General features: G+C 37.2%; 13 protein-coding genes. 12 read left to right on the forward strand and 1 reads right to left on the reverse strand.

The window, feature by feature from the left end:
• Positions 1–175: 175 nt before the first annotated feature.
• A complete protein-coding gene (locus tag CZ487_RS12475; RefSeq protein WP_077210804.1) occupies positions 176–1,411 on the reverse strand; it encodes an IS110 family RNA-guided transposase in 1,236 nt (411 codons plus the stop codon).
• 613 nt (positions 1,412–2,024) lie between these two features.
• On the opposite strand from CZ487_RS12475, the gene CZ487_RS12480 reads away from it, so the two are divergent.
• The 12 genes from CZ487_RS12480 to CZ487_RS12535 all read left to right on the forward strand — a co-directional run bounded on the left by CZ487_RS12480 (position 2,025) and on the right by CZ487_RS12535 (position 12,559).
• Positions 2,025–2,942, forward strand: coding sequence for a VOC family protein (locus CZ487_RS12480; protein WP_077212467.1), 918 nt, complete (start codon positions 2,025–2,027; stop codon positions 2,940–2,942).
• A 377-nt stretch (positions 2,943–3,319) separates the two neighbouring features.
• On the forward strand, positions 3,320–3,826 hold the full coding sequence (locus tag CZ487_RS12485) for an SRPBCC family protein (protein ID WP_077212468.1): 507 nt from the start codon (positions 3,320–3,322) through the stop codon (positions 3,824–3,826).
• A gap of 241 nt (positions 3,827–4,067) precedes the next feature.
• On the forward strand, positions 4,068–6,332 hold the full coding sequence (locus CZ487_RS12490) for an excinuclease ABC subunit UvrA (RefSeq protein ID WP_077212469.1): 2,265 nt from the start codon (positions 4,068–4,070) through the stop codon (positions 6,330–6,332).
• Positions 6,333–6,370: 38 nt separating this feature from the next.
• Positions 6,371–6,964 carry a YdeI/OmpD-associated family protein gene (locus tag CZ487_RS12495; RefSeq protein WP_077212470.1) on the forward strand — a complete coding sequence of 198 codons (594 nt, stop codon included), beginning with the start codon at positions 6,371–6,373 and terminating at the stop codon, positions 6,962–6,964.
• 124 nt (positions 6,965–7,088) lie between these two features.
• Complete coding sequence (locus tag CZ487_RS12500) at positions 7,089–7,301, forward strand: hypothetical protein (RefSeq protein WP_077212471.1); 213 nt, start codon at positions 7,089–7,091, stop codon at positions 7,299–7,301.
• Between the two features lie 396 nt (positions 7,302–7,697).
• On the forward strand, positions 7,698–8,015 hold the full coding sequence (locus CZ487_RS12505) for a PadR family transcriptional regulator (protein ID WP_077212472.1): 318 nt from the start codon (positions 7,698–7,700) through the stop codon (positions 8,013–8,015).
• Entirely contained in the window at positions 8,002–8,571 is a 570-nt protein-coding gene (locus tag CZ487_RS12510; protein ID WP_077212473.1) for a DUF2812 domain-containing protein, read from the forward strand. Before CZ487_RS12505 ends, CZ487_RS12510 begins: the two co-directional genes overlap by 14 nt.
• Before the next feature lie 171 nt (positions 8,572–8,742).
• Positions 8,743–9,459 (forward strand): sulfite exporter TauE/SafE family protein, encoded by a 717-nt coding sequence (locus CZ487_RS12515; protein ID WP_077212474.1) that lies wholly within the window; start codon positions 8,743–8,745, stop codon positions 9,457–9,459.
• A 169-nt stretch (positions 9,460–9,628) separates the two neighbouring features.
• Positions 9,629–10,291 carry a phosphatase PAP2 family protein gene (locus CZ487_RS12520; protein ID WP_077212475.1) on the forward strand — a complete coding sequence of 221 codons (663 nt, stop codon included), beginning with the start codon at positions 9,629–9,631 and terminating at the stop codon, positions 10,289–10,291.
• Between the two features lie 227 nt (positions 10,292–10,518).
• Positions 10,519–10,770 carry a hypothetical protein gene (locus CZ487_RS12525; RefSeq protein ID WP_077212476.1) on the forward strand — a complete coding sequence of 84 codons (252 nt, stop codon included), beginning with the start codon at positions 10,519–10,521 and terminating at the stop codon, positions 10,768–10,770.
• 184 nt (positions 10,771–10,954) lie between these two features.
• The gene (locus CZ487_RS12530) at positions 10,955–11,197 is read left to right on the forward strand and encodes a hypothetical protein (protein WP_237562875.1); all 243 of its coding nucleotides are present in this window, start codon (positions 10,955–10,957) and stop codon (positions 11,195–11,197) included.
• A gap of 480 nt (positions 11,198–11,677) precedes the next feature.
• A complete protein-coding gene (locus CZ487_RS12535; RefSeq protein WP_077212478.1) occupies positions 11,678–12,559 on the forward strand; it encodes a DNA/RNA non-specific endonuclease in 882 nt (293 codons plus the stop codon).
• Positions 12,560–12,936: the final 377 nt, after the last annotated feature.

Consider the following 12,936-nt stretch of genomic DNA (forward strand, 5'->3'; position numbering starts at 1 on the left):
AAGCCCAGTGGTAATATGTCAAGCACTAAAATTCAATGAATTGGAAATTAATATTGTCTTTCATTGAAAAGTGTTTAAAAAAGAGTATACCTAATAAACCTCACACTATTTTCAATTTTTTACCAATACTTTCAAGTGTGAAGCTGGGTGTTTGAAAGGGTGTGAATGAGAAGTTTTAATCTCTCCTTTCGGGTGGTGTGTACAACTGATTGGTGCGTAGTAGCGAAAACACCAATCGTACCAGTTTTCTTGCGGTTAAGACGAGAGCGCGTTTGTGTTTATGTTTTGGAACTTCATCGTACTTCTTTGTGTAAAAAGCTTTATATTCAGAGTCGTACTTTCGGATCTTATCGGCAGCTTGAATAAGGTAGTAACGCAGGTATTTATTACCTGTCCTCATTCTAGCCGTTTCCTGGGATTCGAATTCGCCTGATTGGTTCTGGTTCCATACCAAACCTGCATATTTCGCTAAGGCATGATGATCTTTAAATCGCTTTATATCGCTAATTTCAGCTATCAACCCTGCCGCATAAACGTCTCCAATTCCTTTTACAGACGTTAGGGTTTGCGGTATGCCTTTCATTAACTTGGCAATTTCTTTATCCAGACGCTTTACCTGTGACTCGATATGTTGAATGGTACTTAAAGTAACAGACATCGAAATATTTACGGGGTCCTGCATAGCCTTATTCAGCCGGTAAGATGATCTAGCCAACTTTTGAAGGTATTTTGCGATTTCCTCTGGCTTTTCAAATCGGTTTTTTCCTTTATCTTGCAGGAACTCGACGAGTTCCTCGAGGCTCATTTCAGCGATCGTTTCGGGCTCTAGTTCCTCCATGACAGCCATACTCGTAGCTCCGAATTTATCTGAAAATGGATTATCCTGTCTCAGTCCACTGAACTTTAAAAAGAGCTGGTTAAGGAAATACGTTTTATTTCGGGCAATCTCCCGCATAAAATGAAACCTTGTTCGCGTTAAGCGCTGAAGAGCTTCATATTGTATGGCATCTTTCATTTGGGCTGGCAGTCGGCCAAAGCGCAAGTGGTCAGCGATGACCCAGGCATCTATGCGATCGTTTTTTACAAGAGAATCATACCCTTTTTTGAAACGAGCGACTTTTCTCGCATTTAGTACGTAGATAGAGGCTTGAAACTTAGGTTCATAGCCTTTCATTTGGTCTTGTAGATAATGGGCAAGGTGCCAACTGTAAAGATCAGTGGCTTCCATCCCAATCTTCAATTGGTTGGCCTGACTTTTTTCCGCAGTTTCTAGCATTCGTTTGATCAGGGTTTCGGCCCCGGTTTGATCATTAGAAACAGAAAAGTCGGCGAGTGTGGACCCGTCCTCCTTCATGAAATGGACATGATGGGACTTCAAGCTTACATCTACACCAACAAGCATTTGTGACATACCAATCACCTCCAGTATGTAAGTTAATCAAGAACGTTCAGACCTGGGTGCCCACGGGAATCATCGATGTCTTCCTCGTCATCAGCACTCAAAGAAAAGAAGTCCATCATGAGCGCTACACTCACTTCTTTTACGGCGGCGCAACCAGTGGTTAGACCTTCAATAATGAACCATGGGTAGCAGGCTTATGAAGCAGTACACCAAAGTGTCCGCAAGGGGGAGAAGCAATATCCTGATACGATCCTGTCGGTTCCATTGTCCCATGAGCAGGTCTATGAACGCTATAAAAAAATGACGGAGTAAAACGCTGGAGCTTCCTCCATTCTCCGCCATTTCTCGATATTCAGTTAAAGGCATTTCAAAGAAGCAGTAGGGAAACTATCCCCCTGCGAAATAAGAACAACACATTAATCTATTATTGATAGTTTGAACTTTACCTCGGCTTCCCCATCAGGTGGGTGAAACAAGGGTAAAACTAAAATATTTAAGATGGGGAAGCCGAAAGGCTAACCTTGATAACCTATAGGAATCTAGAGTGAATTTTAGAGGATCCGGATCAACTGGAAATTCTTCTAGAAAGAGCTCTTACTAGTACTATACGAGGGGGATAACCATGACAAAGTCAAATCAAAAAATCGTTCCACATTTGTGGTATGACAAAGAGGCGAATGAAGCTGCAGCGTTTTATGCTTCCTTATTTCCAGATTCAACAATTATGAGTAATACGGAGCTTAAAGAAACACCATCAGGAGACGCGAATTTAGTTACTTTTGAATTATGGCAGCAGAAATTTATGGCAATCAATGCTGGACCTTATTTTAAATTCAATCCATCAGTATCTTTCATGATAAATTTTGACCCATCTCGAGTAGAAGATGCGAGTGAAAAAATAAATGATGTTTGGAGGAAATTGTCTGAAGGAGGCACAGTGTTAATGCCGCTTTATACATATCCATTCAGTGAGAGGTATGGTTGGATTCAAGATAAGTATGGTTTATCGTGGCAGTTGATCCTTACCAATCCAGAAGGAGAAGAGCGACCTGAAATAATGCCGTCACTGATGTTTGTCGGTGATAAATGTGGAAAGGCAGAAGAGGCGATAAATTTTTATTTATCTGTATTTAAAAATGCAAAGCAGGGCCATCTTGCCCGCTATCCTAAAGGATTAGAACCTGACAAAGAAGGAACAATCATGTTTTCTGATTTTTACATAGAGAATCAATGGTTTACTGCAATGGACAGTGCGCAAGATCATCATTTTAATTTTAACGAGGCAATCTCATTCATGGTATATTGCGACACACAAGAAGAAATTGATTATTACTGGGATAAGTTGTCGGCAGTTCCTGAGTCTGAGCAATGCGGATGGCTAAAAGATAAGTATGGGGTGTCTTGGCAGATTGTACCAAGAGAAATGGAAGAGATGATGACGAACAGTACAGCAGAACAGATTGCGCTTGTTAATGAGGCAACCCTTAAAATGAAGAAACTTGATCTTGGCATGTTACAGAAAGCATACAAAGGAACTTAAAAAGGTATTCAGTTTAATATTCTAAAGGATAATCCTTAAAAAGTATCAAATTTTTATTTATCTTTTATCAGATTAATATGTGAAGTAATGGAATTAAAGTAAAAGATGCTTGATTCTAATAAGATTTAAGCAATGAACTTTAACAAAGGGGCGTATTTCTAAAGTAGAAATTGCGCTCTTTCTTTATGACACGGTTAAAACCAGTTAATTATGCCAGTACAAGTAAATGCGCAAAATGGAAAGTAGCTTTCCTTGTAAGTTTATTACTTTGTGATATTTTTCTATATTGGATATACTGATTTCTGAAAAGACCACTTTCGTTTTATTAGAAACGTTGTTTCAAGTAATGAAAAGAATCGTTGAAAAGGATGGTTCACATGACAAAAACATCAATAACAACCCTTATTATGAAACGCATATTTGAAGTTTCAGCAGAAAAAGTGTTTGACGCATGGGCTAATGAAGAAATGATTAAAAAATGGATGTTCACCATGGAGCATACAAATAAAGTGGCAAAGAGTGATCCTCGTGTCGGCGGAACATGGGAAATTGTGGATCATCGAGATGGGAAAGATTACCGAGCTATTGGAGAATACAAAGTGGTAGAGCCACCAACGAAACTCGTTTTTACATTCCAAATGCCGCAATTTAATGATAGTGATTTAGCAGATGTTATTACTGTGGAGATTCATCCGCTAGAATCAAGCTGTGAAATGACCTTCACACAAGAAATTAATGTGATCCATGAAGAAGGCTGGTCCATAGTAGATATTGAAAAAGCACATGAAGATTGGAAAAAAGAGACCGAACAAGGATGGTATTATATGTTTTTAGGTTTGAAGGAATTGGTGGAAACAGGAAAAATTACATATCCATCATTTTAATATAAGTCAATGGTAGGCTTACTAAAATGGGTAAACCCTTTCTTATGTAAAGAATGTCCAAGAACGGGAGTATTCTTGCTCAAGGGTAAATGATGTAAACCATTCTGGAAAGATTCCTAAAGCCCAGAAAAGAAAGTTGAGAATGTAGGAAAAGGATGCAAGACTAGTACATAAGAGCCTGATTGGCAATGAAAACTCAGGACACTTTTTATTCAATAAAACCAGAAAGGAGGACCCAAAAATGGCAGACGGGAAGGACGAGATTATTTTAAGAGGCCTAAAAGAAAACAACTTAAAAAATATTGATTTAAACTTACCGAAGGGAAAAATCATTGTATTTACGGGGCTTTCAGGGTCTGGGAAGAGCTCAGTTGTTTTTGATACTTTGGCAACAGAAAGTAGAAGGCAGATGACGTTGAATTATCCACTTTATGTCCGAAATCATATGCCGAGGTATGAAAGACCTCAAGCGGATCTTATGCAAAACTTAAGCCCGGTGGTCGTAGTGGAACAAAGGCAGATCGGTGGTAATTCTCGATCGACCGTTGGCACCTATATGGATATCCATCCATTGATTAGGCTTTTGTTTTCAAGAATCGGGAAGCCGTCGATTGGTTCAGCGACTGATTTTTCGAATCAAAGTTCCTTTGGCAGATGTCCAACCTGCAGTGGATTTGGGGAGGTCATCGCGCCCGACCTTAACAAACTAGTTGATTTCAACCTGTCACTGCGGGAATATGCGGTGAAATTCAAGCCTTTATCCCCGTCTGGCTGGCAAGGAAGATGGATGATGGAAGGCGGATTATTCGATCCGGACCTGCCTATAGAAGACTACCCCGAAGATAAACTCCACTTGTTATTGTATGGTCCCCCGGAAGGTGAAAAAGTCTATGCACCGTTTCATACAAAAAATGGGCCGCAACCCCATGAGTGGGATGGCTTATTACCGAGATTTACCCGCCTTTATATCAATCGAGATGTCTCAAAGCTAAAAGAAGTATCCCAAGATGACGTCTTAGCCGTCACAACCCATTCTCTATGTCCAACCTGTCAAGGCTCCGGTCTCAACCCAAAGATATTGGAATGTAAGATAGATGGCCACAATATTGCAGACTATGATGCAATGGAGCTTACAGAACTACTGGAACAACTAACAAACATGAAAGAACCAATGGGAACATCGATTGCCAGTCAAGCCATCCCGCTTATCCAGCAACTTGTGCAAATGGGATTAGGTTATTTGAGCCTTTCTAGAAAGATGGGCACCCTTTCCGGCGGTGAAGCACAGCGGGTAAAAATCGCTCGCCATTTAGGAAGCAGCTTAAACAATTTGACCTACATTTTTGACGAACCTAGTGCTGGTCTTCATCCAGAAGAAGTGGATCTGTTAATAGCGATGCTAAAAAGTATTAAAGCCGCGCATAATACGGTCATTGTGATCGAACATGATTTATCCGTCATCAAAGCAGGTGACGAAATCATTGAGATGGGACCGGGAGCTGGTACCAGCGGGGGAGAAGTAGTTTTTCAAGGAAAAGTAGATGGGCTGACAAACTCACTCGCCGCAACATCATTACATCATCAGTTCATCATCAACAAGAATCCGAGGAAAACAAAAGAATATTTTACGATAAATGAAGCGAGTCATAATAACTTGAAGAATATCAGCGTTACTATTCCCAAAAATGTCCTCGTTACAGTATGTGGTGTGTCGGGTTCAGGGAAAAGCTCGTTAATGACGGAAGCATTCCCTGAAAGTGTTCCAGAATGCATCATGGTCGGACAAGGCAGTATCGGGATTTCGAGCCGTTCGACACTTGCGACCTATATGGGGATTATGGATGATATTCGTTCCATTTTTTCGAAAGAAACAGGCCAGCCAATCGGTTTGTTCAGCTTTAATTCCTTAGGGGCCTGTCCTGTCTGCAATGGGAAAGGCGTCACCACGCCAGACGTCGCCTTTGCAGATCCTGTGACGATTACCTGTGAAGCATGTGAAGGAACGAGATATTCAGATGAAGCGCTAGTCTATCAATATCAGGGAAAAAATATAATAGAAGTTTTAAAATTAACCATTGATGAGGCTTTGGACTATTTTAAGCTGCCGAAGATATTAAAAAGAGTGCAGACGCTAGAAGACGCAGGATTAGGGTATCTATCGTTAGGACAGACGACAAGCTCGCTAAGTGGAGGAGAAGTCCAGCGTCTTAAGCTTGCCAGCCATCTGCAAAAAGAAGGTCAAATATACATACTTGACGAGCCATCCTTAGGACTACATCTAAAAGATAATGGAAAGCTATTAGAAGTCTTTCAAAAGCTAGTCAACAAAGGGAATTCGGTGATTCTCATCGAACATAATTTAGATTTTATCGCAGCGAGCGACTGGGTTATTGAATTGGGACCAGGAGGAGGAAAACACGGCGGGAACATCATCTTTGAAGGCACACCAGAGGAGATGTTACAGGCAGAGACATTGACGGCGAAATGGTTACGGGATGGGATTTGAAATGTGAATGATGTCAGTTGGAGAGAGGATGTGCATTGATGACAAATATGATACATGATCCAAAAGTGGATGAATTGATCAATAACGAGAAATCGTGGAAGGAAGAATTTGAGAGGTTGAGAAGAATCGCTCTTGAGTGTGGACTGAACGAAAGCTTGAAATGGAGATTGCCTTGTTACACGGACCAGAAAAAGAACATCGTGATCATTCAAGGATTCAAAGAATACTGTGCGCTTATGTTCTTCAAGGGTGCGTTGTTACAAGATCCTAACGGGGTTCTCGTGAGACCTGGTGAGAATTCACAATCACAGCGTCAGATTCGGTTTACCAATGTTCAAGAAATAGTTAAGATGGAAGCCATTTTGAAATCTTATATTCATAAAGCGGTTGAGGTTGAAAAAGCCGGCTTGGAAGTTCAGTTTAAAGAGACGGAAGAATACCCCATTCCTGAAGAATTGCAAGCGGAATTCGAAGAGAATCCAGCTTTGAAGACTGCTTTCGAAGCATTAACACCAGGACGACAAAGAGCCTATATTCTCTATTTTTCAAAAGCCAAACAATCCAAAACGCGAGAGTCAAGGATTGAAAAATATACGCAGAGTATTCTGGATGGAAAGGGTTTAAATGATTAAGCATTTGATTGTTCGTAGATCAGATGCTTTTTTTTAGGGGAATAACAGTGGTTTATATTTTTTGGCTATGTAGGTTAATAGCGAATATAACCGTTCTGCAGATATTAGAGGAATAATTGTAAAAGTGGATGAAGATAAAGCTCGACTGTTAATTAAAGGAAGTGGTTTTGGGCTGAATGATGTGGGCGAGGGAATTATTCAGTTAGATACAAAGTATTATTCATCTGCAAACTTCGAAGAAGAACAAAAAGTTGAAATATGGGTTGATAGTCAGGTGCAAATGTCAGAAGAGCATAACCTCCCGATTATTAGTGATGTTGCTAAAATTAAATTTTGATCCTAAAAAGAAGAATAATTTATGGTTGTGAAAAAACTAATATACATTTTAAGAATTATAAATAGAGGAAACCTTATTTTTAAAGGTTTCCTTTAATTATATAGAAATATCAACATTAAAATATAACAGAGCCTATTTTTTAAATAAATTTGATTGAGTTTCAATAAGACAGTCTTCCGTAATCGGGCCATTTACTTGAATAAGACTATATATATCATAAGTCGCTTTCCTTTACGTAAGGGAAAGCGACTTTTTAGATTGAGTTTTAACTTGTTATCAAGCTTTTTACTTTAAGTTCCTTTGACTGATTTGAAAATGTTGTTGACTATTCAGTTGAACTGTATTATCTTTTTATTAAGTTGAACTATATAGTCAAACTGAATAGAGGTTGAGAATATGAAACATAAATTATTGCCGTTGTCTGAAACCATGCATTATATTTTATTAGCTTTACGTGAGCCACTCCACGGCTATGCCGTAATGCAGAAAATTGAAAAAATAAGTAATGGTACTGTTATTTTAGCAGCTGGTACATTATACGGTGCGATTGAAAACTTGAATAAGCATGGTTGGATTGAACCTGTTGGAGAGTCAGGCCGGAGAAAAGTTTATATGATAACTGCGGAAGGAAACGCCATTTTGAAAATGGAACAAAAAAGATTATTGCATATTTTATCCCTGTATGAAGGAAGTGAATTGAATGAAGAAATTTAAGATGTTTTTTGATATTGAAAAAGAGGAGCAATGGCTGAATGAGCAATTACAAAAAGGCTATCGCTGTACAAATATTAGTGGATTAGGAATATACACTTTCGAAAAAACCGATAAGAAATATGTGATGCGACTAGATTATCAAGATTATTTATCAAAGAAAAAACTCAATGATTACAAAGGGATATATGAAGACTTCGGTTGGAATTATATCAAAGGCTTCTGGCTTGGTGGAATTCAATATTGGCAAAAAGAAGATGACGATCAAAATGAAATTTTCTCGGATCGCCAATCTAGGAGTAATTATTATAAAAGATTGATGGGTTATTCATCTGGTTTAGCTATAGTATTCTTGCTTTTCTCTTATATGATTTACAAAGATTCAGGTTTATATTTAGCTGAAGGTCTTTGGAGTATGAAAGGTGCATTATTTTGGAAAGCATTTTTATTTGAAACTCCATTTGCCCTTTTGAGGTTGCTTCCCACCCTTATGGCTCTTTTCTATGGTATCAGTTACTATAAAGCTTATCGTAAGTATTCAATGTTAAAAGAAAAATAATGCGAGGTTAATTACGAACTTTTTTTGATTCAAAGAAGTAATCGAGGATAATGTATCTACCACAGTCGGGCGCACTTCTTGAAGAGGTATTGTGCCTTTTTTAGTAATAGGACCATTTTGTTAAACTATATACACACTAAATTTTGCATATAAAGCTGGTGAGTTTTTTTGATGGAAGATTGGATCATACTTGTTTTAATTATATTAATAGCATCATTGCTACAAACAAGTACCGGTTATGGTTTCTCCATTATCGGTACCCCATTTTTATTGTTAATTTATCCTGCTCACACAGCAATTCAAGTTAATATTATACTTTCTATATGTTTGTCTGCTTTTATGATTTTTAAAATAAGAAAGGAAGTAGAAAAATCATTATTAATTAGATTGATTAAAGGCAGTATTGCGGGACTGTTTTTTGGTATTTTTATTTATCTCTTTTTAGATATTCATTTATTAAAAATGACTGTTGGTGCGCTTATTCTTATTTTAACGATACTTCTTATTTTAAAATTGACAATAAACCAAACGAGTAATAGGGATTTTCTAACTGGAGGAATATCCGGTTTATTAACTACAAGTATTGGTGTACCAGGTCCCCCTTTATTATTATATTTTTCTGGAGCGAGAATAGACAAAACAACCCTCCGTAGTACAACATTGGCTTATTATCTTTTTGTTTATTTTGCTAGTTTGGTTATGCAAATTTCGTTTGGAGGAACGAATAAAGAAACATGGATTTCCTCTCTTCTAGCTATACCGCCTTTATTTGCAGGGATTATACTAGGACAATTGTTTTTTAAGTGGATTAGTCAAAAAACGTTTCGAATTATCACATATGTAATTTTGATATTTACGGGGGTATATTTACTGGTAACCAGCCTTTAAGACTAAAAAAAGGATATTAAGCAAACGGGCGCATTTGCGGAAAGGATAAAAAAATAATCGATCTTCAGAATCGGACGCTTTCCTGAAATCAGGGAAGCGTCTTTTTTAATGAAAAAAGCTGGATTTTGGAAATATTAAAAGAGAAGATACGCAAGGTGGTGGATAATAATTGAATACTAAATACAACTATTTATTTATTTTAAGTCTCTTCAGTTTGGCCTTATTTGTTTTATTAGCTAAAACATATAATTCCGGTTTCGTGGAATACATGGATATTCAAGCGATAAATAGTATCCAAAGGCTTGAGCAAGCAAACATAACGATCGTAATGAAATTTTTTAGTTATATAGGCGATACAATACGAGTAATATTTATTTCCATCATTATGTTATTAATTCTATACAAAGTCTTCCATCAACGAGTAGAATTAATTCTCTTTATTATTGTGTTAATTGGTTCCACCACGTTTAACGTGCTGCTAAAAAATTTTTTCCAAAGAGAACGTCCTAATATTCTTAGGATGATTATAGAGGATGGGTACAGTTTTCCTAGCGGGCACACTATGGCAGCACTATCTTTGTATGGAATCATTAGTTTTTTGATGTGGAGGCATATTCCTAAACAAAGCGGTCGTATCCTTTTAATTTGCTTAAGTGCACTTTTTATTCTTGCCATCGGGATAAGTCGGATTTATTTAGGTGCTCACTATCCAAGTGATGTAGTAGGTGCTTATTTAATAAGTGGATTTTGGCTAATGTTTACAATTTGGGGATTTATAAATGTTAAAGAAAGAATCTTTAGAAAGGAAAGAGTTACTTTGAAAAGGGTCTAAAAGTGGGTTAACTTTAATGATGAAAGCGTGTGTTAAAATAAAGTAATCATTAAAATAAAAAGGGATGAGGGGTATGGGAGAATGCATTTTGGAAACCAAAGCATAAAATTAATTAGTCCTGCGGATTGTGAGAATGCGCCCAAGAAAAAGTTTCTTAAGGAATTCATAATGGCATTTGCTACAAATGATTTTCTTTTTGTATCTGAATATACTAGTGAGGATAATTATTGGAATGGAATGAAGTAAATGACATTTCGATTCAAGGTCATGTAGAAGCAAAAAAGATATTAGCAACTACTTCAAGAATATCTCAAATAGAAATACTAAATATCATTACACATGGTAAAACGGCATCAGTTAATGGTACTGTGAAATTTGAAGACGATAATATTTACTCTTTTTGTAACATGTACACTTTTGTAAGTGCAGGAAAAAACACAGTAAAAGAAATAACTTCATATGTAATCAAAATGGATTAGTGCTTTTTGTACTATCGGGTTGCAAGAGTTGAATGGAGCATTAACTAAACAGTTGCTCTTTCTTTAGTTTGTTTAGAAATAATACTGGTAAAATACCTTCCTGAGCTGACCACTTAGCTCAGCATATATTATTAGATTCGTTTCACTTTTTTCAGTTATAATGGTATTTTGAATTCGAGGTGGTATGATGACAAAATATTATATTGCAGTCACTTATGAAGTTTGTGAACACAATAATATTTATGAAGATATGAATGAATATCGTGTAGATTCTTCTGCTGATATTTATAAGCAAATAAAGGAATTTGCAAAAACGGATGTTGCTCCGTTAGTAAAGGTTTATGAATCAGATACAAGTGATTTTGAGGAGTTAAGACTGTACAAAGAATATCAATTTAAAGAATATGAGTGTGGTTGTAATCAATAATCCTTGTGGACGGGGGCTTTAGTCAGACAAGGAGTTGTTACGGCAGCATCTTTTATTGCAGAAACGACGCAGTTTAATTGAAGAAGATGATGTTGTAAAATAATTTTATTTTAAACACTATTATTCCGCTTTTTTCCAAACCCTTTACCAAAATACGCATATACACGCTAGGCACAATGATTTTAGCTTTTGGAAAGAAGCATTTTGCTAGATTGGTAAAAGCAGATGGAACAGTATCACTTGTAAAAGTATGGTTAACAACTGAAAGATGGGACACTCTCTTTTCTGACGAAATCGTTTCTGTACATATATTCTTCTCCTTAATATCGGTTATAGATAGTATTAACACTTTTATTTATACATAGATTTGAAGTCACGCTTTTTCTACAAACAGGCCATAGTGTGGAACAACACCTTTTAATCAAATGTCATTTAGGTTAATATATAGTGAGTTTGAAATTATTATAGGAGGGTCCTAAAATGAAAAAGCAAATGAACTATTTAATCTTACTTTTAATGACCATCCTTATGGTGGGTTGTACTAACGTAGAAGATGAGTCCATTATAGATGAAGAAACGATTAATACGGTTGTTGATGAACCAGTAGTAGAGGAAACACCAACCCGGTCAAATAATGAACTGTTCTCAGGATACAAACTTATTGAAGTTGATGGTGGTGATTTGTCTGGATATCGTGAACCTAACGTCGTCGTTGACATTGGTTATGGGGATCGTGAATATTGGGCATTTACGAATGAATATGGGCAGCTAGTACGTATCATTGCTGACGAAATCATTTTACAAGATGACGAAAACGAGCCTGTATTATCGTCTGGCAGATATTACTCTGATGAGGCAAAGGTTCCTGGTGTCGAAAGTGATGTTTTAGATGAAGGACATATCATTGCTGATTCTCTCGGAGGGGTATCGAATGCTTATAATATTACCCCGCAAGATAGTACGCTCAACCGACATGGTGACCAAGCTTATATAGAAGACGCGATCCGCAAGGCAGGCGGAGCTGCTAATTTTGAAGCAATTATCACATATCCCAACACGGAAACGCAGATTCCTTCAAGTTATCAGTATACTTATACTTTAATGGGTAAGGAGATTGTTGATACATTTGAAAATGTGAACCCTGATGAAGTAAACGAATCACTTGGTTTAACAGGCAGTGAGCCTTCCAATTCAACTAGTTCAAACACAAACGGTGATATTTCTAGTGTAGATACAAACGGTAATGGACAAGTTACGATTAAAGAAGCAAAAGAAGCAGGTTTCAGTATGCCAATAACAAGTGATCATTGGTTATACCCCTATATGCACGATGCTGATAAGGACGGTATGGTAGGTGAGTAAGGCCCTGGAAATTTGAGGATAGTGAGAGATGAAGATCGCTGCGGCGGTCTTTTTTCTTGTTGTATTAAAGGACCAGGTTGGTTAAATATTAAACGCCCAGAATTAGCTTCAAGGCATTTAGTGAAATTTAAATATTAACGTTATGAATTGATGTATCTGTTTCATTATCATTTTATATAAGCATAACAGAGTTCCTTACTTTATTACCGTTGATTTTGCTCATGGTTGATTATTGGAAGTACATGGAGGGAGATTGACAGGTGGATTTACTCGTCCCAATGCAATACAATTAGGATAAAAAAGGGGTGTGTCCTGAAGATCGTATACGATTGAGGGAGGAAAAAAGGATAACGAATAGGAAGCACAGGGAGATTAAT

The sequence above is a fragment of the Robertmurraya dakarensis genome, assembly GCF_900156875.1.
GTDB classification, from domain to species: domain Bacteria; phylum Bacillota; class Bacilli; order Bacillales; family Cytobacillaceae; genus Robertmurraya; species Robertmurraya dakarensis.